Origin of the sequence: Collimonas pratensis (assembly GCF_001584185.1) — a bacterium.
GTDB lineage: Bacteria > Pseudomonadota > Gammaproteobacteria > Burkholderiales > Burkholderiaceae_D > Collimonas > Collimonas pratensis.
In genome coordinates this window covers 4,838,753-4,860,450 of record NZ_CP013234.1, presented here as the reverse complement: position 1 = coordinate 4,860,450, position 21,698 = coordinate 4,838,753, and the positions used below count along the sequence as shown (strand labels likewise).

The 21,698-nt window shown below is 53.1% G+C and carries 18 protein-coding genes and 2 pseudogenes; 11 read left to right on the top strand and 9 right to left on the bottom strand.

The window, feature by feature from the left end; all coding sequences use genetic code 11:
* Positions 1-8: 8 nt before the first annotated feature.
* The 4 genes from CPter91_RS21610 to sctC all read left to right on the top strand — a co-directional run bounded on the left by CPter91_RS21610 (position 9) and on the right by sctC (position 4,963).
* Entirely contained in the window at positions 9-494 is a 486-nt protein-coding gene (locus CPter91_RS21610; RefSeq protein WP_061944009.1) for a hypothetical protein, read from the top strand.
* Between the two features lie 63 nt (positions 495-557).
* A complete protein-coding gene (gene sctT / locus CPter91_RS21605; RefSeq protein ID WP_061944006.1) occupies positions 558-1,427 on the top strand; it encodes a type III secretion system export apparatus subunit SctT in 870 nt (289 codons plus the stop codon).
* Positions 1,428-1,570: 143 nt separating this feature from the next.
* Positions 1,571-3,031, top strand: a complete 1,461-nt coding sequence (locus CPter91_RS21600; RefSeq protein ID WP_061944003.1) for a helix-turn-helix transcriptional regulator — start codon at positions 1,571-1,573, stop codon at positions 3,029-3,031.
* A gap of 45 nt (positions 3,032-3,076) precedes the next feature.
* Entirely contained in the window at positions 3,077-4,963 is a 1,887-nt protein-coding gene (gene sctC / locus CPter91_RS21595) for a type III secretion system outer membrane ring subunit SctC (protein WP_236905882.1), read from the top strand.
* A 178-nt stretch (positions 4,964-5,141) separates the two neighbouring features.
* Here the strand turns inward: sctC and CPter91_RS21590 are convergent, their stop codons facing one another.
* Positions 5,142-5,984: a type 2 periplasmic-binding domain-containing protein gene (locus tag CPter91_RS21590; protein ID WP_061943997.1), complete on the bottom strand. Its 843-nt coding sequence runs from the start codon at positions 5,982-5,984 to the stop codon at positions 5,142-5,144.
* Between the two features lie 585 nt (positions 5,985-6,569).
* Between CPter91_RS21590 and CPter91_RS21585 the strand changes: the two genes are divergently transcribed.
* Positions 6,570-7,394, top strand: coding sequence for a hypothetical protein (locus tag CPter91_RS21585; protein WP_061943994.1), 825 nt, complete (start codon positions 6,570-6,572; stop codon positions 7,392-7,394).
* A 193-nt stretch (positions 7,395-7,587) separates the two neighbouring features.
* Here the strand turns inward: CPter91_RS21585 and CPter91_RS21580 are convergent, their stop codons facing one another.
* The gene (locus CPter91_RS21580) at positions 7,588-8,307 is read right to left on the bottom strand and encodes a GntR family transcriptional regulator (protein WP_061943991.1); all 720 of its coding nucleotides are present in this window, start codon (positions 8,305-8,307) and stop codon (positions 7,588-7,590) included.
* 143 nt (positions 8,308-8,450) lie between these two features.
* On the opposite strand from CPter91_RS21580, the pseudogene CPter91_RS26725 reads away from it, so the two are divergent.
* The 4 genes and pseudogenes from CPter91_RS26725 to CPter91_RS21570 form a co-directional block, all read left to right on the top strand.
* Positions 8,451-8,744 (top strand): annotated as a pseudogene (locus tag CPter91_RS26725) (TonB-dependent receptor); the annotation flags it as partial.
* A 526-nt stretch (positions 8,745-9,270) separates the two neighbouring features.
* The gene (locus CPter91_RS21575) at positions 9,271-9,804 is read left to right on the top strand and encodes a TetR/AcrR family transcriptional regulator (protein ID WP_205631625.1); all 534 of its coding nucleotides are present in this window, start codon (positions 9,271-9,273) and stop codon (positions 9,802-9,804) included.
* Between the two features lie 362 nt (positions 9,805-10,166).
* Positions 10,167-10,274 (top strand): annotated as a pseudogene (locus tag CPter91_RS26305) (IS110 family transposase); the annotation flags it as partial.
* An 829-nt stretch (positions 10,275-11,103) separates the two neighbouring features.
* Positions 11,104-11,877: a response regulator transcription factor gene (locus CPter91_RS21570; protein ID WP_061943988.1), complete on the top strand. Its 774-nt coding sequence runs from the start codon at positions 11,104-11,106 to the stop codon at positions 11,875-11,877.
* A gap of 320 nt (positions 11,878-12,197) precedes the next feature.
* On the opposite strand, the gene CPter91_RS21565 is transcribed toward CPter91_RS21570, so the two are convergent.
* The 7 genes from CPter91_RS21565 to CPter91_RS21540 form a co-directional block, all read right to left on the bottom strand.
* The gene (locus tag CPter91_RS21565) at positions 12,198-13,277 is read right to left on the bottom strand and encodes an SET domain-containing protein-lysine N-methyltransferase (protein WP_061943986.1); all 1,080 of its coding nucleotides are present in this window, start codon (positions 13,275-13,277) and stop codon (positions 12,198-12,200) included.
* A 26-nt stretch (positions 13,278-13,303) separates the two neighbouring features.
* A complete protein-coding gene (locus tag CPter91_RS21560) occupies positions 13,304-13,756 on the bottom strand; it encodes a lytic transglycosylase domain-containing protein (protein ID WP_061946506.1) in 453 nt (150 codons plus the stop codon).
* Between the two features lie 162 nt (positions 13,757-13,918).
* Positions 13,919-14,113 (bottom strand): hypothetical protein, encoded by a 195-nt coding sequence (locus CPter91_RS21555; protein ID WP_061943984.1) that lies wholly within the window; start codon positions 14,111-14,113, stop codon positions 13,919-13,921.
* Positions 14,103-14,357 carry a hypothetical protein gene (locus CPter91_RS21550; protein WP_061943981.1) on the bottom strand — a complete coding sequence of 85 codons (255 nt, stop codon included), beginning with the start codon at positions 14,355-14,357 and terminating at the stop codon, positions 14,103-14,105. Before CPter91_RS21550 ends, CPter91_RS21555 begins: the two co-directional genes overlap by 11 nt.
* Positions 14,358-14,524: 167 nt before the next feature.
* Positions 14,525-15,010, bottom strand: a complete 486-nt coding sequence (locus CPter91_RS21545) for a hypothetical protein (RefSeq protein WP_150119781.1) — start codon at positions 15,008-15,010, stop codon at positions 14,525-14,527.
* Positions 14,973-15,395 (bottom strand): hypothetical protein, encoded by a 423-nt coding sequence (locus CPter91_RS26720; protein WP_150119780.1) that lies wholly within the window; start codon positions 15,393-15,395, stop codon positions 14,973-14,975. The genes CPter91_RS21545 and CPter91_RS26720 overlap by 38 nt, the downstream gene beginning before the upstream one ends.
* A 160-nt stretch (positions 15,396-15,555) precedes the next feature.
* Positions 15,556-19,947: a coiled-coil domain-containing protein gene (locus CPter91_RS21540; protein WP_150119779.1), complete on the bottom strand. Its 4,392-nt coding sequence runs from the start codon at positions 19,945-19,947 to the stop codon at positions 15,556-15,558.
* A 461-nt stretch (positions 19,948-20,408) separates the two neighbouring features.
* Between CPter91_RS21540 and CPter91_RS21535 the strand changes: the two genes are divergently transcribed.
* Positions 20,409-20,660 (top strand): hypothetical protein, encoded by a 252-nt coding sequence (locus tag CPter91_RS21535; RefSeq protein ID WP_061943972.1) that lies wholly within the window; start codon positions 20,409-20,411, stop codon positions 20,658-20,660.
* A gap of 825 nt (positions 20,661-21,485) precedes the next feature.
* Positions 21,486-21,629, top strand: a complete 144-nt coding sequence (locus CPter91_RS27820; protein ID WP_082793136.1) for a papain-like cysteine protease family protein — start codon at positions 21,486-21,488, stop codon at positions 21,627-21,629.
* The last annotated feature ends 69 nt before the right edge of the window (positions 21,630-21,698 follow it).

Below are 21,698 nucleotides of genomic sequence, written 5' to 3'. Positions count from 1 at the left end.
GGCGTTCGATGAGCGCTGATGCCGCAAAAATATGGCGGGTAATCGTTGCTGCGCAATTGCGCCGGCAGCAGCGCGCAAAGGATGAACTCGAAGCTGCCAGGCAAGACATGCTGGCGGCTGAGGCGGCGCACGCCGCCGCTGCTGCTGAAACAGCGCAAGCCTGCGAACGTCGCCGCATCCATGAAAGTGGTTTGAAGGAACTGCTCTCTGCAAGTTTGTCGGCAGCACTGTATTTAAGCCATGACGCCTGGCGCGGGCATTTGCGTGGTGAAGTCCAGGTCATGCAAGCGCGCGAGAGACAGGCGCACGACGCCATCGAAAAACAGGAGCGCAAAGTTGCAGTAGTGCGTACCAAGCTCGCTCGTATAGATGTCGCACTCGACAAATGCCGTCTAAAATTGAAACAGATTGAAGACGACACCCGGCGTCGCCGCGAGGAAACCGCTGACGAGGAAGCCATTGAATCGCTGCTGGCGCGGCGTGCCTTAAGGTGAACCGCATCATTTCCGCGTTCGCCGTAGCGACGAAACTCTTGGAACCCTTTAAGGCAGATAACCATGAATGAATTAACGGTTCTGAGCAATACGCTGCTGTCCTTATACACGGCATATCACAATTTGATTGTCATGATGCTGCTCGCCGGCATGCGCATCATGATTGTATTTCTCGTATTTCCTCCTACCAGCGATCAGGCGATACCGGGCATAGCCCGCAACGGCGTCATCTATTTGCTCACTTATTTCGTGACGGCGGGACAGAATCCTGAAGCTTTTGAAAGCTTGAACAGTGCGACGCTGCTGGTCTTGACGGCAAAGGAAGCTTTTCTTGGATTGGCGTTCGGATATTCGGCTGCCACGGCATTTTGGATCGCGCAGAGCGTCGGCACGCTGATCGACGATCTGGCCGGGTTCAATAATATTCAGATGAGCAATCCGTTGCGCGGCGATCAAAGCACACCGGTGTCGACCGTGCTGATGCAACTCGTGGTTACCTTGTTCTACGTTGGCGGCGGCATGATCTTCATACTCGGCGCTTTGTTCCAATCATTCAAATGGTGGCCGGTGGAGCAGCTCATGCCATCGCTCTCAAGTACCGCCGAGGCTTTCCTGATTCAACGCACGGACTCACTCTGGATCGGCATCGCCAAACTCGGTACGCCAATCATGCTGGTGCTGGTATTGATCGAAATCGGCATAGGCTTGATTTCCCGCGCGGCGGATAAACTTGAGCCGAACTCGTTGAGCCAACCGCTGCGCGGCGCGGTCGGCCTGGTGATGGTCATCGCGCTGACGGCGGTGTTCGCAGGACAGGTTGTAAACGATATCAAATTTCTGGGTTTCGGCCGGGCGTTAAGCGCCGGGATGGTCGGTAATTCACAAGACAACTCGCAAGATAAATCGACGCCGGAAAATATACTGAAAAAGTGAAGATTGTTGTGGAATCAGATGTTGTTTGTTGAAATTTGCGAAGTGGCTTTCGCCTATGATGTACTGGTCGCTGGGGGTACGCATTCGGCAACCGGCAACGGATCGTCTGACTTTTCTTGACAACCCACACTGGAGTAACGTTCATGTTTTCCACCGTCTATTTTGCGCTCTCTTCGGCGCTTTCCTTGCAAGATAAACTTCCCGCCTATTCCACCGCATTGCTTGACAGCGCATTCGATCGGGCCTATTGCCAGGTCGACGACGTGCTTGAATGCAGTCGCCGCGAGCTGACATCTGACGATATTGCGCGCCTGATTGGGCTGGGCGATTCGTCGCTGCTGCTTGGCCATGATGAAGATGCCGAAGAGGCATATCGTCGCGCCCAAAAACTGCTCGGAACCAATGGCGACCGCCTGCGCATCATGTCTTGCCGAAATACCGGCTGGCAGCTGATGCTGCGCGATCGCTACAGCGCTAGCGCAAAATGTTTTACGCGCATGTGCAACGACGAGGCCGCCAGTGCCAGCGATATGCTGGAAGGTTTGCTGGGAATCGCACTGGTGCAACATCAGATTGGCCACCAGACTGCGGCGGATGACGCGCTGTTGCGTGCCGCGGAGTTGGCCGATGAACATCGCCAGCCTGGCTGGCGCTTGCTGGTCGCGCTGCTGGCAAGGGAATTCGACGTGCAGTTGCAGATTCGCGGCGCTGCGACCTTGGGTGATCACGCGTTCTGGACTTCGGCGCGTAGCGCCAGCATGCAGTCAGCCGGCGAGCGCGCCGCACGTATGCGCCATGTGCATGAGGAGACCGCTGTCATGTCGCCTATGCCGTTGTTGCTGCAGCAGCGCCGAGAATATCTTAATTTACTGGATCGTTTGGTGCAAGGCGACGTTAGCGCGGCGGACCGGCTTTTTCTCGCAATTGACGAACCGCAACGCTTCGGCGGCGCCGGTCAGGGCTTCCTCGCCAAGCTCGACGTCATACTGGCGGCGCTGGCTGGCGGGCTCGACGACATTGCGGATCGCGTCCTGGTCAAGATCAATAGGTCTGAAGGAGAAGCAGGAACGCGGCGCTGGAATGTCGAGTATCTGTATGCCTCGTCGAAAGTTGCAGTGCGGCGCGGCAATCCAGCCCAGGCGTTGCAGTTCTATTCGAAATATGCCAGCGAGGCGTTGCGCTGCCTGCGCCTGGAGGTGGTTGAGGTGAGGCCGCTCGACAAGACACATGGCGGGACGCACAGCGGAACGGCGACAAGCGATGATGTTTCGGCGCGCCTGCCTGCAAAATACCGGCGCGCATATCGCTACATTGTCGATAATCTGAACCGGGCAAATCTGAGCACGCGCGAAGTTGCCGCACATGTCGATGTCACCGAGCGCGCCTTGCAGCTGGCGTTCAAGAGATCGATCGGCATATCGCCCAGCAACGTGATTCGCAGCTTGCGGCTGGACGGTGTTCGCAACGATCTGCTTGATGGCGATTGGGTCGGGGCGTCCATCTTCGATACGGCCAGCCGCTGGGGCGTCAGCAGCCGCTCCGCGCTGGCCAAGGGTTATCGCAGGAAATTCAATGAGTCGCCATCCGAGACCATCTACGGCTAAATCCCGAGGCGGTTCGCACGAACCGCCCCTCACTCATACCTATCCATGACAAACACTCCTATGATGTGCGGGCAAGCGTACAGCGCGGTTTCCCATCTGCGCAAACGGCGCAACGCACTGTGTCGAAATATCTTCTGGGTATTGCCGCTGATTCTATGCGTGGCGGCAGCCAGCGCCGGAGCTCAGCCGCTGGTCTGGAAAAGCCAGAGATTCCAGTACGTGGCTGACCATAAAGACCTTAAGGATGTCTTGCGCGACTTCGGCGCCAGCGAAAATATAATGACTTCGATTTCTTCCCATGTCGAAGGCTCTGTGTCAGGGCGCTTCGAAAGTTCTCCGGAGCAGTTCCTGGACAAGATGTCCAATACATTCGGCTTCATCTGGTATTACGATGGCGCGGTGCTCAGCATTGCCGGCGCCAACGAGGCGCGTAACGCTACGATCAGCCTCAAGCACAGCAATGTGGCGGAACTACGGCGCGTGCTGACAAGCCTTGGCATCGCGGATCGGCGCTTTCCTATCCGTTACGACGGCGAAACAGGATTGGTGATTGCTTCGGGGCCGCCGCGATACGTAGAACTGGTATCCGATGTCGCCCACCTGATTGATCAAACCTCTGCGCCTAGCGACAAGATTGTGGTGCAGCGTTTCCCCCTGAGCTATGCCTGGGCCACCGACCGTACCGTTACAATTGATGGACAAGGCGTGACGGTGCGCGGCGTCGCGTCGCTGTTGCGCGGTCTGTATGCTGCGAACGGCGGCGATCAGGCAGCAGCAGGCGACGTCATTCCGGGGCCGCGCGATACCTATCGCATGAAGAGTCTGCGCAATACCGGCAACAATGCGGCCAACAACGGCGGTAATGCCTTTGCGCCGGGCGCCAATGGACGGCCGCCGGTACCGACCTTGCCCGGTCTTTACTCCGACAATTCGCGCCAGTCTGGCGCAGACTTGCCGCCGCTTCCCGGGGGCGCCGTCGGTGGCCGTGCCGACGCTGGCACTGTTGAACATGGTGCGGCATCTGCCGGACCTGTGATTGAAGCCGATCCGCGCAGCAATGCAATTTTTGTTCGCGACCGCGCCGAAAATATGCCGGCTTTCCAGGCGCTGATCGAATCGCTGGACCAGCGTCCCGGTGTTCTTGAAATAGATGCGACTATCATCGAGATCACCGACAATGCGTTAAAAGAGCTAGGCGTCGACTGGCGGCTGCATTCCGGCCACATGGACGTGCAGACCGGCAACGGCGCCCTGGCCCAGACTGGAAATCCTGATTCCCTCAATCCGCAGGGTTTCGGCAATCCGGCGAATCAGACCAGTACCGGGCCGATACTCTCGACACCGGCAGGCGGCGTCCTGACAGCCGTGATCGGCGGCGCCGGGCGTTACTTGCTGGGGCGGGTCACGGCACTCCAACAAAGCGACCAGGCGCGCGTCACCGCCAGCCCCAAAGTCGAGACGCTGGACAACGTCGAAGCCATCATGGACAACAAGCAAACCTTCTATGTCCCGGTGTCTGGTTACCAGTCCGCGGACCTGTACAGCGTGTCGGCCGGCGTATCTCTCAGGGTGTTGCCGATGATTGTGCCGACCTCAAGCACTGAGCAGATCCATCTCAACGTGCATATCGAGGATGGCCAGTTGAGCACCCAGCAGGTTGGAACTTTGCCGATTGTCAGCAACAGCACCATAGATACGCAGGCGCTGATCAACAACGGCGAGAGTTTGCTGATCGCGGGTTACTCCGTCGACCAGGATGATCATGCGGAAACTGCTGTGCCGGGTTTGTCGAAAATCCCCTTGATTGGCGGCCTGTTTCGCTTCAAGCACCACCAGGGCCAGCGTTTCCAGCGGCTGTTCCTGCTGACGCCGCGCATCATTGCGGTGTCAGGTCCGTCCGCCGCTAACGTTTCGATAAGTTCAGTTCGCTAGCGTAGCCTGGTTTTTTGGGGCTTTCACGTCTTCCCCAAAAAATGACAGCTTTAAAATAGCCGGCAGCCTCAAAAAAAGCATCCTTCGTGCTTTCGCAGGAAGGATGCTTTGTTTCATTCGAGGCAGCCATGGCCTCGCGCTGCCGACGTCAGGTCAAGTACCCAAGATCCATTGCCGATTACGCGAATGCGTGCTTCTGATGCGAAGAGCGCTCGTTGTCGGCGTTTTTTTGATTGCGGCTGACATCGGGCGCCAATAACAGAAACGGCAGGACATTCGAAGCCAGTTCCGCGATTTTTGGATTCGACGCCAGTTTTGTTTCAGCGTAATCTTCAACCTTGGAAACCACTTCGCTTTTGGCGAATTTTTCGGCGCCCTTGACCATTTCACCTACATTGCCGTGCACTGCACCGGCCACCAGGTCGTCGATCTTGGCATTGCCGATATGCGCAGCGACCATCACCTGGCTCCCCATGTCTACCGCCAATCCTTCCGGCGTCAGGTCGGCCGCCACGGTTGCCACATCTTCACCCACTTTCATTGCATCGCCCATTGCGGCCTTCAGATCGCCATGGGCCAGATCTTTCAGCATCTGAACCGAGCCGGTGGCGATGCCGACCGTGGAATCGGCAAGCGTCTTGACTGTCGAATCAACGCCTTTCTCCACATCGGTGGCGACTGTCTTGATCTCCTTTTCGGCGCCAGCCGCGAATTTGTCCACGCCTTTGGATATATGCAAGTCGCCAAGCAAGCTCATTGCCATGTTGGCTTGCGTGGTGACCAGATCGCCGGCGCCTTTGGCTACGTCATCCGTCACCTTCAGGAAGTCCTGCAAGCCTTCCTTGAAATTGCCCTGCATCAGTGCTTCAGTCATCTTCATCGTGTCTTGCAAAACGTGCCCAACGTCCTTTTCCAGCGTTTTGACGACGCCTTCGACGTCGTGGACGGCGGCCTTTGCTACATTTTCGACCTCGTGGCCGACCTTCTCAAAAGCGTGCTTGATTTTTGAAAAAATGCTCATAATGTTTCCCCATTAGATTGATTACCAGAATACGAGACATAGCCTCGCGTTTAACGATGCGGTTAAATAATTTCCTGTATTTTTTTCAAAGCGGCGCTCACCTCCTTGGCTAGAAATTGAATTGATTGCGGCAATATGCGCCGCCATGGCGTTGAACAGCTGCGGCCTCGGGTGCTCATCTCGTCGTTCTGACGACGATGCATATCCGGAAATAAGCAGCGCAAGCGGCGAAAGCGGGAAATTTCGTCGCACGTCTGCATGTTCCGCTGGACAGGTTAGGGGATTTGCAGTTACGGCGTAGTCCGCAACCGCGAAGTTTGAGGCATGCATCCGAAGCGGCATCCGCTGCGGCTGCTGACGGGGACGGCAACATTTCGTTGAGGTTGAGGTTTTTGTCTGCAAGCGCGAAAAGTCGTTCTCACAGACGACGCGCCGGGGCCGCGTACTACATTGTTTCGGGAACCAGTCCGCAATTTCGCTACGGCGGGGAGAATAACTCGGTGCCACCGTCAAGCTGCAAACGTACTCTCATCAATCTTTCTATCCACGCGGGCAGAACTTTCTCGACTTCTTATGGCGACCGCTATGTCATTACATTTCTCATCGCGTCAGCGTTCTTCAGCCGGTGCGGCAAAGGCCGCGCCGATCGCAGCGATCCTTCCCGAGGCAGGCGTAGAGGCAACGATCGCCGCACTGTTCAACCCTGGCAACGCCATTGCACGGTTTGGTAGCGTCCGCGAGATGGCTGATTTGTTGCATGGGCGACTCGATGCTTCGACCGGCGCTGGCGCTGCGGCGGGCTTTGCAACGGGCCTGCATTTGGAGTTTGTCGTGCGCAAGCTGAATCTTCTTTTCGGCAGCAACTGTGCCGTGGCGCTGGCGGCTTTGCATAGCCTGATCAAGGCGCGCAGGCCGCTTGCCGCGAAGGGGGACGCTTTTCACCTGGCGCGTGTGCTGGCAGGTAGCGTCACCGGAGAAGCAGCTTTGTGTAGTTTGCTTGAAGTACCTGTTCGGGATGCGAGGCCGGACTCATCCAGCATTCGACGCGAGGCCGAAAAGCAAGCGCTGCGAGCCGCCAACTTCCTGATCGCCGTCGCTCCGCTCGATATGCTGGTGCCGCGCAATATCGATGAATCTACCGAGTTCGCGCAACGTATGCTACCTGAACATGAACGCACCGAAATTGTTGAGCCATTGCCAACCGGTGCATGCCGGGCAACCATTCCCGCCAAAGCGATACTCGCTGCGGTGGCGTTGGCGCGCAGTCCCGGCGCTGAGTTGTTGCCGCACCTGAAATTGGCTTATTTCGCCTGGTGCAACGGTTTTCATGAAGAAGGCCCAGGTACGCCGCTGGATAGCGTGAAAGAGCATTTTTTTGCACTGTCGCGTTATACCGGGTTGGTCAGTTAGATGGAGGTACTGGTTGTCCAGATTTCCGCATGGCTCGACAGCTGGCTTTTTTTGTCGTTCCCGCGTTCGCGGCAATGATTAGGGACTGTAGCCGAGGGCGCCGAGACAGGGGCGTTTGCTGGGACATGTGCCCAGGTGATTCGATGACGCAGTAGAAAATATTCACTGCAAATTGGACCTTGCTCGCGCCAAATCAATCGCCGCATCGCTTTGCGATGCGCGTTTTATAGCGATAGCTGGATAAATATTTCATCAAGCAATATTCAATAGGCTCGCGCCGGTCCGACAAGGTGATTCTTTCGCAAATAAGCAAAGGATCGCCCTTTTTGATACCCAACAAATGCGCATCTTTCTGCTCGGCGGCGTCGGCACTGAGGTTTTCGACCGCCTCGACAGGGGTAAAACCGAATTTTTCAGTCAGCAGCTTGTACAAGGAGCCGGCTCGCTCGATTTGGGAGGGTGTTACTTTTGCTCGCGGCGGCAAGACAAAATAAGCGTCGTGCAAACCGACCGGTACATTATCCATCAGGCGGATCAGATATACGCGGATCAAGGGATCGCCCGGCCTGACGTTCAGCAGGCCGGCAATCGCCATCGATGCAGCAGCAATCGGCTCGACAATCAGAACGCGCTGGCCTGCGACGCTGCCTCGATTATTTGCATCTTGCGAAAAGCTGTCGATGAACCGCGTGGTTCCGCGCACGATGGCCGGCGCCACAAAAGTGCCTCGCCCGTGTCCGCTGTAAATTATGCCGCGCTCCTCCATATAGCGCACCGCTTTGCGGACGGTGTCGCGACTAGCTTCGTAACGCTCGGCCAGTTCGCGCTCGGAAGGCAAGACTTGGTTGTCAGCGAGCAGGCCCTGGCTGATCGTCGTGCCGATAATATTGGCAAGCCATTTGTAGTGCGGCACGGTTAGCGCTGTTGTATCGAGAGTTCAGAGATGAAAACGACTTTGGACCGGGTATGCTCTGGCTGGCGGCGTCGCTCGCGATGGCGATATCCGTATTGCCTGCGAACGCAGATACCTGAATTCGATAAAACGCTACGCCGAAATGGCTAGCGTCGCTCTCGCTGCAGTACACCTACGGATCGTTTTATTCGTCTATCCAAGGGCGTTATGTCGGTGGGTGCTATACCTCGCTGGTCAATAACGATCAGGTCGGCGGCCATACCTTATACGACATCGGCGCCGGCTATCGATTCGCACCAACTGCTTTAATGAAGACGACAATGATTCGCCTGACGGTATCCAATTTGTTCAGCAAGCAATACCTGAGCATGACCGATACCAACGGCTCGTCGTTTGCAAGCAACGTCAATCCGGTCATTGTAGCGTCAGCACAATAAAAGCAAGAATGTTTCGCGCTCGCGCCTGCGCCACGCTGCGTCGCACCTTGCCAATACTGGGAGGTCTTTTGGGAAAGAGTCCTTGAGCGAATTATTGAGGAAAAAATTTCACCTTCCACGCTAGTAATCCCAACTTCTACGAATCCATCGGTTATATACGTCGGCTAAAGCCGAGGAAAAATCTTATCGACAACTTACCGAGCAATCCATCTCGGCCTGACTCAAACCAAAAATCCTCCACGAAACTCGGAGAGTTGAAAGTCGTGTGTCCGCAGAACTCTTAGTCAGAAATGCATACGCACGACGGCGGTTTTTGTCGAAAGCATAGCGTCCAATAAAAGCAACAGTCGGTGCTGAAATGGCAATGCAAGACAAAAACATTCTTTTATAATTTTCTACGGTAATACGATAAACAATTTTGCAAAGAAGAGCTTCATTGCGCCGCTTGTCGGTTCGAATGACTCATTTCGGAACCATGCATTCAACCTACCCCCCCTCTATTCGCTCAGCGCAGGAACGTCTCCTTGTGACCGCGTCGGAGTTATTTTACGCGCAGGGCATTCGTGCGACCGGCATAGATGCAATTATTGAATGTGCCGGGGTCTCTAAGTCGAGCTTCTACCATCACTTTCCTTCCAAAGACTTGCTGATAGTTGCGGTATTGCATCGGCGCGACAGAGAATGGCGCAATTGGTTTAGCACCACTGTCTCACGCCTCAGCCCGGATCCAGCTGGTCGCCCCCTGGCCGTGTTTGACGCGCTACGAGAATATTTTTCATGTGATGATTTTCGTGGATGTGCATTCATCAATTCAATAGTGGAGTCAGCTGACCGTCACCATCCGGTACATTTGACTTCCGCTAGACACAAAAAACAAGTCCTCAAGTATCTTGCCGAGATATTGGAGTCGGCCGAGGTACCTAATGCCCAGACCCGCGCCTCCGATTTCATGCTGCTCATCGATGGCGCCTTTGTCACTGCGCTACGCGAGGGTGGTATCAATGCAGCTAAAGCCGCGAAGCGCTTGGCCAAGCAGCTTTTGAGCCAGACAAATAACTAATTGTTGATTTGTGCTCATTCTTGATCTGTTCTCGCCTGTTCTCAAGTGAAGGTTTGCACTTGAATCGGTCCAATGATTACTGTAAGCACCTCGTCAACTTTTCGTTTGCCGGTTGAATTGACTGACCGTCTTTTCATTGTCAGGTGAGCGCAGCGATCCCGTCCTAAGACCCTTTGAATTCAAAATCGATGAACTCTTGGTGGAGCTGCTGGAGGTTATGTAGCTACTTGTGGGATTTTACTGCCTCGGCTCTAAACCAGATTGCGCCAGAGTCTTGACGCCGCCTTTGTATCGCGACCACCTTCGCTTCAGAAGGTCACCTGGGTAACTTGTCGGAAATGCAGCGGTGGTGACCGTCGAGGAATGTGACAGCAGTTGTGTTAGCCAACAAGATGGCGCGAACGGCATGGGCGATTCTGGCCCACGGTCGGGTGTACCAAAAGGGCTATGTGAGTCAGAAGCCCGCATAGAAAAAATTAACTTGAAAAGGATTTAAATGTGCCGATAGGTTGCGCAGGATGATACATCGTATGTATGGCAAAACAGGTTGGACCGTAAGAACGCAAACCTAAAGACCGGCAGGCGCTTTACAGCGCGAACTACAGATAAGGGCGTTCTTGGCGAACTCCATCATGGCCCGCAGACAGAGTTCAGTTTGCAACAAGGCCGGATAAAAGACTGTTGCCAGTTCCTCGGTTTACCAAAAATACGAAATATCGCTTGCCATACCGAGAGGTGTCCACATAGATGCCGGTCTGGAAAAATAGCAGATGCCGAAGCACCATTCAGTACAAGCACACACTCGCAAAATTGCGTGGGACAAATCCACGAAAATAATCGTCGTCTCTTCATTTCGCGCAAATCGCGCGATGGATGGTTGAGATACCGTCTGCCTCACATTTCTGAAGCAATCGCCTGATTTTCATAGCCATTCAGACAACAGCAAAGGAAATGCCTACCTGTAATTCAGGAATATCCGATTGAAATTATATTGAAATATGGCAACAATAACAATCCAGCAAGCGTATTCAATATGGATTTCTATGCATGGAAGTTATCGCCTAAATAACTAGTCTGGAAAAATTCGCACTGCATGCATCATCTTCGCATGAAATGGTACTCACTGAGAGAACACAACTTTGTTCTTGAATATGCTTTTCACCATAAATGATCGTGGTGGGGCAAAAAAAGAACAGATGTTCGATAAATCACCCAGCGTCTGCTGCCAGTTTTCCAGCAGCAGAAAATTTCAAAAATGCTCAATCACCTTTTCAAGGTGATTCCAATAGAGGATTAGGCATGCGATTTGCGATTTTGACTGACGATACGGTTTTAGTGCAGAAACTGGCGCAATACTTTGAGAAGTACTCAATCACCATAGACGCCTACTGTACTGAGCTGCTGATACTGCGCGCGATGCGCACCATCAGCTATGATCTGGTGCTGCTTGACGCCAGGAGCACCGTCGAACTAGCCAGCAGCCTGCTTTCATGGCGCACCTGCAACGCTGATTTTTATACACCGGCGATCATATTGACCTCGCTTCTGACATGGAACGTAATGCAAGATTGGATCGAAGCCGGCGCACATGATGTTGTCAACCGCGCAGACATTGATCAGATTGGGCTGAGGGTATGCGTCGCCCTGCGGCGTCTGGCCCATTGCACTCGTGTCGACAGGATACAGGTCGGCGGTTATGTACTAAATCTCGGAAGCGATATGGTTACCTGCGACGGTATCGACGTCAGCCTCACTCCGCGCGAATTCTCCATCGCATGGCTGCTGTTCTCCAATCCAGGAAAATTCCTGAGCAGGTCTCAGATCATTACAAGCGTCTGGGGAAATTCAGAAGAAGTTGCGGCTCGCTCGCTGGAACAGCATATTTATAAGCTGCGCAAGAAATTAGGTCTATCGTCCACGGCTGCCGGCGCTAGCCTGAGGACGGTGTATGCACTAGGTTACAAACTTGAGATTTCTCCGGACCTGCGACAGGCTGAAAAATCCGCTCCAGAACAACTTCAGGTCGAGGTACGAGCGGAGGACGATGGTAGTGTGATTCCTGCGATTCCCTGACAGCTTGATGTCCCGTCCATAAGGACAGACCTTCCATCAGCAATGGCTATCAAAGATGTTCAGCATCCTAGCAGCTAACAATTGTGGCACCATTGTAGAAGCCGTCCGGACGCATCCGACCCGTTATGCGAAATTCGGGCATGGATAACGAAATTCTTACTTGTCGGAAGTCGCCGTTGCCGAATCAGCGTCTGGACCGAGGCTAAGCTGCGTCGTTGCCAATAGATTCAGGTCGGCGCCCAGTACACGATCGATTTTCTTCAGCAACGGCTAAAAGCCTGTTTGTCCCGTAAGCGACCCTGAACGAATGCCCGCCTGACTTACAGCCGCTTCCCGAAAACTTGACGAACCATGTCATCGGAGTATCTATAGTTCCATCTGAGTTCCGCTCCAGCGGGAATATCGCGTGTGGAGAAAAATGCACGGATTGAAAATTTTCCACCGATATCCGACTCGACGTCAAAAACCACCGGCTCGACATTGTAAGCGTCAGGCGATTGACTGGCACAGTGACCGGATTCGTCATACTCGAGGGAAGTGTTCATCATCGCCAGGATATTTTCGCCATCCAGGAACGAGACTGCATTACCGCTGATCGATGAAATTGCAAACGAATCGGAACGCAACATGAAATACATCGCCGGCGTCATCAGGCGGCCGCCGTAAACCCCGACGCACTCCCCTTTCTGCAGCGGACGGGTCGCGAAAACGCCTCTTTCGCCGACTAGGCTCGATTCCCTTGGATCCTGCAGGTCACTGGACTCGATAAGCCGGCATTGAATCATCGAATGATAACGTGCCATTCTCGCCTGCGCAGTTGTCAACGGGTCGATCGATGGCCAAACTGCATCAGGCGAATATACTTGTCCCGATGCAGTGGGTTTCGATTGCCATATTTTTCGGATCATTACAGGCCGGGATTCGGCATCGCGAAAAGGATATCTGCCGTCCAGCTCGGGCGAATACGGCAAACGTTCGATTGCGCAGTGTGCTTGCAATGTCTGGAATTCCTTGAGCAGCCGGTATGCTCCGTATCGGACCAGCAACCACATTTCGCAAGCTCGCTCGAGTTCGGCGTCACCGCTGAAATTGTCTATGATTTCGCAGCGGATGCTATTCCCGTCATCCGTCAATTCTCCTTCAACCTCGGCCCCCGTCTCCCAATCGACGCCTAAGCCGGCGGCTTGCAGCTTCGCGAGCATTGCCGGCGTGAGTATCCGCTGAATTTCGCCGCGAAGCGCTGGAACCGTTTCGAAGAGAAACTCACGCTGTTCCAACAAATTGGAAAACTCATCGGCATCATTCAGGCGCTGATGAATGTATTCGCGCAGTCTTCTGCATTCAGTCGCGATTCGGGAAGCGCGCACGCTGTTTTCACTAATTGAAATTACAGCACTCATAACAATTCTCCTATGTCTTTTTAGAACTACGGTTTTACGTTTAATTTTTGATTTTCTGCATCGTGCCGATCCGAAGCGGCTAACGGATTATCGCTCCAGGCGGCAACGATGCGCTGGATGCGTAGCGTATAGGCGTCGCGTTCCAGCGACCGCTCCGAATGATAGGCGCCGACCGCCTTCCAGTTGTTGCCGTATTTGCTTACCATCCGCCGCAGATGCCAGGCCGCGATATAAACGTTCTGGCAAGGTTGCAGCAAGGTCTGCCGGTGAACCCCGTACTTGGAGAGTTCGGCAAGATGAACCGAGTTGATCTGCATGACGCCATAGTCGGTAGAGCCGTTCGAATTGACATGAATCGCATCGGCCTTGTTATGGGATTCTTGCCAGGCGATTGCCCGCAATATAGTTGGATTCACGCGGTGGTAAATCGCCGCGTCGTCGAAGCAATCGGCGCGCGCAACTTCAGTCGGCAGCAGCATCGATGCCGGGCCGTACAATAGGATCCAGCCGATGCGACAGGCGGCACATTTTTTTCTGGTTTTCACGATTGATCTCCGCTGTCATGTACTGCGATGAAAACTGGAATTGGAAAAAGACAGGTGACTCGATCGCTATCGCGTCAGGTCACCCGTCGCTCCAGCTCAGATTGCGATCTTGCCATCGAAGCTCTTGCTTCTTAGCCGATTTTTTAATCGATCGCCATGTTCAATGAACAGCACACGATTGTCACCTGCGCCGCTTTTCCGCTGCTCGGTTTCGAAACCCGTCATCTCGTCGAAGATCGAAGTGAATTCGATTTGGCGATGCGGTCTCAAATGGACGCTGTCAAAACGCATCGGAATCCTCCGCCTTGAGATCCGCATTGATTTCTTTCGATTGCTGTATCGATTGCTGCATGATCGAGATGGCGAATTGAACTATCAAAGCATTCAGCTGGTCCTGATCCGTGCTATTGGAATCATCCTTTTTTTTTTTAGAATTGTCCGTTTTGTCAGGTTTATGCGTAGTGTCAGGCTTGTGCGTAGTATCAGGGGTGTGCGCAGGAGGCGACGAATGAGGTGTTACGGAATGGGATCCCATATAAATCTCCAAGAGTTAGATGAAACTCAAAGATCGCAGATTGAGATCGCAACTAGTATGCAAGCACGAATGTAGGGATTGCAAAACGAAACTGAGAATGCAGCTTAGCATTGCCTGGATATTCGATATTTCTCCTAGAGAAAAAACTGGAAGTGCACGCCGACGCATCAGGCTTTTTGCTTTCCTGCCGCGGCCATATCGTCCGCCGGCGTAACAGAATTGCCGCTTAACGCGGTGAATTTATCCACCAAAGCTTGTTCCCCCGCCATATAGGAAGAGGTTTGCGCAAAACCCTTGGGCTTGGTCAGTAACTGGTCAACCGTGTTTTTCTCTGCGTTGCCGGCCGACAGACAGTTGCTGCCATCTGCCGCTGTCACCAGCTTGTACTGCCGGTCGCCGGCATAGGCGGCGCGGTGAAACACATGCAATAGGTTGCCGGCGCTTAGTCCCTCTCCGTTGACTTCCATGTTAAGCGCCGTGTGCTTGCCATCCTGACTGCGAATCGCATAAAACCTATCGGCGCCGACGCCTATCATGATGGCCCGTTCGGCAAACAGCGATACTTTGTCGTAAGTTTTGTTGATGTCGATCCGGCTATCCATGTCGATTTCATGATCAGGCCCGACCCGGACCATGCTGATCGGCTTGCGCAACATGCTGGCGGCGGTCGCCTGCTTTACCAATTCCAGCATCAGCGAGGACATCGGTCATCGTCCATGCCGCAAATACCGTTGCGCTGGCGAGCGTTCCGACTGTTTCCTGGATTGCGGAGATGTCGGCTGGGTTCATTCTCGCCTTTGTCGCGGCGATTCCGGCCGCACTTTTCACCGCAGAGACCAGAGGCGCGGGTGGCTCCGACATTCGGGGTATGCTCAGTGTTCTCGGACACAATTGTAGGTTGTGATTGGTTTTGTAAACGCATTTTTGATCCGCCATAAAAATATCAAAATTCTGGGTCGTAATTTGCTGCCAAATTGTCTCGTCTCTCAGATGATATTTCACATTGGAAATGTCAGTTTCGTTTGCATAGTGCAGCATGTGATCATGCCAATCTCTTCAAGGCAAGAAATAAAGTTCCGCTGAACGAACAGACTTAATTAGAGTAAATTTGGATAAACAGATGAGCACGCCTCGACGCGGAAGCTTCATGTGGAGCACCGAGTTTTTATCACGATTTTTGAGGCGAATCCGAATTCGGCTACGCTAAGGGAAATTGCGCTGCGGTACGTTGTCCATCGACTGTAGTGACACTTTGTACTCGTAATCCATAGTTAAGACCGAGATTTGTCGCCTCCTTGCCTTTTTCTCGAACGATCAGCATCAGCGGGCGCCACGTAGCCGTTTGCTGCAAAACGGCGTCAGCCAATTTCATTTTTTCGTTCATTCGCCCCACATCGCCAAGGACTTCAGCCAGCTGGCCAATCAGCCGAGCACCATCTATTCGTGCAGATGCTTGGGGTCGCATTGAGTAATTGACGTTAAACTGGCAATACTTGCCGTCTGTTTCCAGGGCCACGATAACCTTTTCAAACTGGGTGAGCAGTCTCTGTGCCTCGGCGCGATTCTCCGGTGTATCCTTGGTCCCATCCACGTCCGGCAGCGTCTCCAAGGCACGAGCGCACCACTGCTCACGGTTTACAGCAATTTCCGCAAGCATCTCTTTGGCGCCAAAGTAGTGCCGGTCAAGGTCGCCATCCTGCTTGTCATTGATGCGGAACGGCGATAATCCATGTTTCTGTAGATGCTGGGCGAACTCCCTTTCAAACGAAAAGTCAATGGGCAAACTGCCTCCACCCAACGTACCTTTCCTGCCATGTGACAGGGAAAGTGTTTTTGCATTGCGCGGTAGCGGCAACTGCACATCCAGTGAAGCATTGAACGTTTGCTTTCCTGTACTTGATTTGTCGGACACTACATATACCGCTGCTTTGTCCTCCGTCCGATATTCAAACACCCTTTGTGCTTTCGCCTTGATGGTCAATATTGCGCCAAGTCCATATTCAGCATTATGGCTGTCCGGTTTGGTTTGAAGCCGGAGCCCGGCACTTTCTCTTATCTCGCCCTGGATTGCGATAGAGCCAGCATCGAATCCGGTAATCACCGCATCAGGCAGTCGACAAAGAATGGCTTCCATCGGCCCTGAGAAGCCTGTATCGCTTTTCGTCGGTTTCAGGTCACTCCACAACACAGTAGATTCCCATGTCTTCAGCATATTTTGGCGCTGTGTCTCATCCTGTCCCCGTGCGCGCAAAAAGCGCACAACAGTGCCATTCATCTTCATGCGCTCGTGAGTAGCAGCAATCGTCGCAGTTCCCCCGGCATAGAGATGCTTGCCGCGCGTCTTGCCGATTGCAATACCCATGCCAGTTTCCGTGGTTTTGCTCTTACTCTCGCCCACCATCATCTCGAATCCAAGAATAGGCTGAAAGAATTGAACAAACGCTTCCTGTTTCTCAGAATAGCCGGCGGTTAGCAGGGGAGTGACAATCTTGGGCGATATATAAGGCAATAAAGGCAGGCCTAATCCCAGCGTCCCGCCGCTCGATGTTTTTAATTTATTGCGGAGCCCCCATTGCGCCAACATCGGCTTGTAAAACTTGACCAGGTCTCGGTTATCGTCGAGGCGCAATTTCTGGCCTTGACCATAACGCGAAATATGCGAGAGGCGGAAGTTATCCTGAATCTCTGCTGCGTCCAGACCCAGTCCGTCCACGATAGAAACAATCTGGTGCGGACTCAAATACTGGGCGTTCCTTTGCAGAAATTGTTCTGACACATCGCGCAAGACAGACTCTGCGCTCACTCCAATATTGGCTTTGCGGCCCAAAGGAATCGATCTGCTGCTGCGCGCCGTGGCATTGGCTTCGGCAGCATATTCCTCCATGATTTCAGGTAACGATTGCTTCACTGCGGCTCTGTCAGCGGAGGCTGTCGACAGCTCATAATTGAAGCGTTTTCTGATCGCGTCGAAATCCGTCGGCGTCAACGCGCGAAGCTCGGCAAAGCTTTCCCTTATGTAATCGCACAACACCGCAACAGCCACGCAAAAAACTTGTTCATTACTGGTTCGAGCGCTCGTCGGCAAGCCTTTGGCGGCTTCGCTTAATGACGAAGCTGCCGCTGAGATTGCCGCCGCGGCCTTGCTCGCATGAGTCGTAATACCGAAACGCTCTGCCATAGCTGCCGTATTTACCAGAGCGTGAGATTTAAACGGTGTTTTTGCGCTGGACGGGACTAAGCCCCGCAACAAGCCTTCGCCATAACGACCCAGCCTGCGTCGCATCCATTCTTCGCCGACTTTGCGCAACTCCTTGTCACGAGCATCGTAGGGTGAGCCAGGCTCGTTGCTGACATAACCGTTTCGAACCGCATTGTATGCGCCGAGCTGACGCTCGCCGAACCGCTCAGACAAATGCCGGTCCTGGTCCACACCGGTATCCAAGTGCAACCTTTCCACAGCGACTAGTTTGGCGTCATTCAGCCATGCCTCGACCGATGCCGATTTTGACTGGGAAATTGCCATGTCGGCTTGCCAATATACTCGCAACGCAACCATTTGTTTACTGGCAATGATTTCACCGGCGTTATTGCCTAGAGAGTGCAATACTTCGACTCCACGCGGCATGGTGGCCATCAGGTGAAATAACGCCTTGAGGTCGGTCGAGATTTGCGCAGACGATGAGCTGGACGCTCCTGCATTATCCTCTCGCAAGATCATAGACATGGTGGGACGTGCTCTCAATTCCCGCAACAATGCAGTGGCACGCTTAGCATCGCCTACGCTCGCTATCGCCAAAGCATATGAAAGGCTTTCGGCAATATCCGCTTTCGACAGGGCGTCGGCTGCCGCGTTCAGCGGTATCGCGTGCATTGCGCTATTCAACTCTCGACTTAACGTCTGAAGCGATTCCGAGACTCCAAAGCCCGGCGGGTGCAGCAGCAATTTGTCGGCTGACTCTGAGCTCACAACATCCATTATTGAATGTATTTTCTGGTTTTCGGTGATTGTGACTACAAGCCTTTCCTCGACAACAGCCTTGGCTGACGACAGCGCTTCCTGCGCCTTTTCAGAACCCTGAATGCCAGTCCGTGCAGTGTGAAGGCCGCGCATTACCGCATCCAGTTGTTCAAGTACATGTTCAGCCTCGCCAACCGTGTGCTCGACACGGACTTCCGCCGAGGCGACAAGCGTATCGATTTCTGCAATCAAGCTGTTGAGGGCATCTTCCAGCTGCCCGAAATGGGCGTATTCGACCTGAATGGAGCCTAGTTCATCGGCATTGGTCGCGGGCTGCTCGGAAATAGTCGTCAAACGTTGTTGCAAAGCGGTTTTGTGTCCTAGCACCAAGCTTAAGTCGTTCTTGAGAGAGGCGTGAGTATGCTGTTGAACAGCACATTCGGTTTGAGCCAATTGCAGGTTTTCGCATATCTGCTGGTGAGCCTCCACGAGCGCTCCGAGAGCAGGTTCAAGACTGGCCTTGTCAGTCTCGCATTGTTTAAGGAGTGCCTGAGAAATATCGCTTAGCCGGCCTAGTTCCACCTGAGTAAAGTCCAGATGCTTGACAGCGATGTCTGACGCCAATACGGTTCCAGCTATGTCATTTACCTCACTGGTCGTCACAATTGCATGCAGGCGTGAGGCTACACGCAGCAGCCGTTTTTCAGCGTTAGTGCTCGCATCTGCCGCAGATTGCTCTCTCTGCAGCAATGGCGCCAACCGCCTGTTTTGCGATGATTGCTGCAATCGGCATTGCTGAAGCTGCGCTTCCAGGCGCCTGGCTTCATGCTTCAAGCTCACCGCTTCCAGTCGTTGTGGTGAAAAGCTTGGCGCGTGCTGCGCGACCGTTACCCGGCTCTGGATATTGTCTATGTCCTGCTCTGTTTTTTCATTCAAAGGAGTTAGCATGGCAATCTTCTCTTCGAGCGCTTCGCGCTGCGTTTTCAATTGCCGATACGCATTTGTCTGCGTTTGCCAATCCTGATGTGCCTCCTGATATTCTTGTTCAAGTCCCTGCAGGTTTTGCACTAAACGGGTTTTGACGGATTCGGCTTCTGCAGTCGTCGACGCACTTGAAGAGTTGGATTGCTTCACGGGCATCGTTTGGAGCGTCTGTATTTTCGGCACGTCATGTGGCTGGAGCACCGGAAAGCATTCAACTAATTTTTCCCAAGTGGTAGTCGAACCACCGGGCCTATCCGACAAGCTGTGGGACGGTTGCGTCAGACGTTTCTGCAAGGACTTCGCTTGCTCGATAATGTCATCGAACTTGCCTTGAATACCCTGAGGTTCAAGTGAACAAGCTTGCTCAAATTTCTTATTGAGTTGACTTCTTGGCGGCCGTTCCAATACCAGAGAAGTGCCAGGTAAAGGGCCGCCAGTGCTGATTGGCCGCCCCTTGATTGTTTTGCTCGCCGTACGATAACCGCTATGGATATTTTTTAGCGGTGCGAAGAAAGAACTCGACGCAGTTCTCCTTGCGCTGGCTCTTTTCTCGCCCGTCGATTCTGTTATCTCGGCTTTATCCGACGAAACAGGAGATTCGACTGTTGTGAAAATTGATTTCTTTGTAGTGATAGTGAATGCAGGCATTCCCCCTCCCAATTCATGAACTTATGAGCATGCGAGGCGTGCACAGCACTATTCTTCGGCTCCTTGCGACAAACGTACGTCCATGCAGTCCGCTCAAACTCCAATGCGCGAAAAAAATGGTCGGAGTACGAAGCAACCGTCGAGCCCCATAAATATGGGTAAGCGCTTGTCCTGCATTCGACAATCCGCATGGACGCGGGCTCCGCCTCCACTGCTGCACACAATTTCAATTAGCATTGGAAACGAAAACCAGGCGCAAATCTGCGATTTACAAAAATTGCGAAGGCTTCGTATCCCGCAATATAGATTCGGCAGAGCCAGGGGCGCGGGAAGAAAATGAAGTGACTATTTGCCGTGCGAGGTTGTTGGAAAGCCTGAAAGCTCTATGAAATCCTGAAGCAACAACCAGGGTGGCTTGACAACCGAGACATAATCTTATTTAACCTAACCAGAGGACAATCATGCACGCAAATCACACTAATGCTCTTTTCGCGACGCTGTCGGGCAACATATTGAAGGTATCCAAGCCTGGTGCAGGAGCAATTGAAATTCCGATCAACGACTGCGCAATTCACACCAAATTGAGCGGCGTCCATCTGCATGGCGGACCGTATTTCCAAATCGGGCCGCTGACTTCCGACGAACTCATGATGCTGCGGCATTTGGGCGTTAGGGAACCAAATCTGGAGTTGATCGACATCGTTCGTCACTGAAGTAATGCCTCTTGCTGTTGAGGATTGCTTAAAATTGATAATCATCTAGCGGTCCTCGCTCGGCAAGCGCCGAGCGACAAAGTATCGGTGCGAATCCAACTTTGTCAGGGATAACTTGGCAATTCGGTATCGCGAGCCAGCGTGCAAACTTTATCAACTAGAGCGTTGTTTTACGTAAGGTTGGTAACGGGTAGTAATCCAGTGCGTGGTTGAACTCTGAGCCAAAAAATTGGTTCTTCACGGATTATCGGGAGGTGACGTAGAAATGGGAAAGCGGTGAAATAAGTATAAATGTAGTAGTAGCGATCTGATCTGAGATCTCCGGTTTGACGTATGCAGCGGTCAGGTCAGATGCCGTTGTTCGGTGAATTTCCCTCAATTCTTCAAGTTGGCTCACTCAGTCTTCTCGAATACCGAGATGGCCTCGGATTTACGGTATAAAGCAGCCAAAGCTCATCTAGTTTTCCATAAATTTCCAGGCTTTACAGCCGATTTCTGCTCTGCAAAATATCCTGGTTTTTAACCTCGTCCTTCAACAAATATGCGACTCCGGATATTTTTTGCGGAGCGGCTTTTGGCTCGAAAAATCTGGGGCAAAGCGATGATTCAACGCGAATAAAAAAAGCCAGCATTTTGAACTAAACCCCAAAAGTTGGCCCCAACTTTTGGGGTTTTTCATGACAAAGTACAGTGAGAAGTTCAGGTTGACCGTGGTCCAGCAGTATTTATCCCGCACGGCAGGTTATAAAACAATCGGAAAGAGCCATGGGCAAAATCCCACGATAGTGAAGCGGTGGGCGGCCCCCCAACCAGAACAGTGGGCATATGTCAGTTCTCATCGGTGTTGACAAGAAGACCAGCAGTGTTGTTTACCATGATCCTCAGAAAGGTCCGGACAGAGCCATGCCGCTAAGTCACTTCAATCAGCGCCTTGCATGGGAGGTGCCATACGCCATGATGCATCATTAAGTTCAGTTCGTTCTGGCGGAGTTTGTCCCTAAAGAACGCTTGCAAGCCCCCGTCGCGACGTGCCAGTCG

Excerpts from the sequence above, each read along its gene's own strand:
- sctT (WP_061944006.1), top strand. The coding sequence starts at position 558 with ATGAATGAATTAACGGTTCTGAGCAATACGCTGCTGTCCTTATACACG.
- CPter91_RS21585 (WP_061943994.1), top strand. The coding sequence starts at position 6,570 with ATGTCATTACATTTCTCATCGCGTCAGCGTTCTTCAGCCGGTGCGGCA.
- CPter91_RS21535 (WP_061943972.1), top strand. The coding sequence starts at position 20,409 with ATGCACGCAAATCACACTAATGCTCTTTTCGCGACGCTGTCGGGCAAC.
- CPter91_RS21560 (WP_061946506.1), bottom strand. The coding sequence starts at position 13,756 with ATGCTGCTGCCGACTGAAGTTGCGCGCGCCGATTGCTTCGACGACGCG.
- CPter91_RS27820 (WP_082793136.1), top strand. The coding sequence starts at position 21,486 with ATGTCAGTTCTCATCGGTGTTGACAAGAAGACCAGCAGTGTTGTTTAC.
- CPter91_RS26720 (WP_150119780.1), bottom strand. The coding sequence starts at position 15,395 with ATGCTGCACTATGCAAACGAAACTGACATTTCCAATGTGAAATATCAT.
- CPter91_RS21550 (WP_061943981.1), bottom strand. The coding sequence starts at position 14,357 with ATGGGATCCCATTCCGTAACACCTCATTCGTCGCCTCCTGCGCACACC.
- CPter91_RS21565 (WP_061943986.1), bottom strand. The coding sequence starts at position 13,277 with ATGAGTGCTGTAATTTCAATTAGTGAAAACAGCGTGCGCGCTTCCCGA.
- sctC (WP_236905882.1), top strand. The coding sequence starts at position 3,077 with ATGACAAACACTCCTATGATGTGCGGGCAAGCGTACAGCGCGGTTTCC.
- CPter91_RS21555 (WP_061943984.1), bottom strand. The coding sequence starts at position 14,113 with ATGCGTTTTGACAGCGTCCATTTGAGACCGCATCGCCAAATCGAATTC.
- CPter91_RS21540 (WP_150119779.1), bottom strand. The coding sequence starts at position 19,947 with ATGCCTGCATTCACTATCACTACAAAGAAATCAATTTTCACAACAGTC.
- CPter91_RS21600 (WP_061944003.1), top strand. The coding sequence starts at position 1,571 with ATGTTTTCCACCGTCTATTTTGCGCTCTCTTCGGCGCTTTCCTTGCAA.
- CPter91_RS21570 (WP_061943988.1), top strand. The coding sequence starts at position 11,104 with ATGCGATTTGCGATTTTGACTGACGATACGGTTTTAGTGCAGAAACTG.
- CPter91_RS21590 (WP_061943997.1), bottom strand. The coding sequence starts at position 5,984 with ATGAGCATTTTTTCAAAAATCAAGCACGCTTTTGAGAAGGTCGGCCAC.
- CPter91_RS21610 (WP_061944009.1), top strand. The coding sequence starts at position 9 with ATGAGCGCTGATGCCGCAAAAATATGGCGGGTAATCGTTGCTGCGCAA.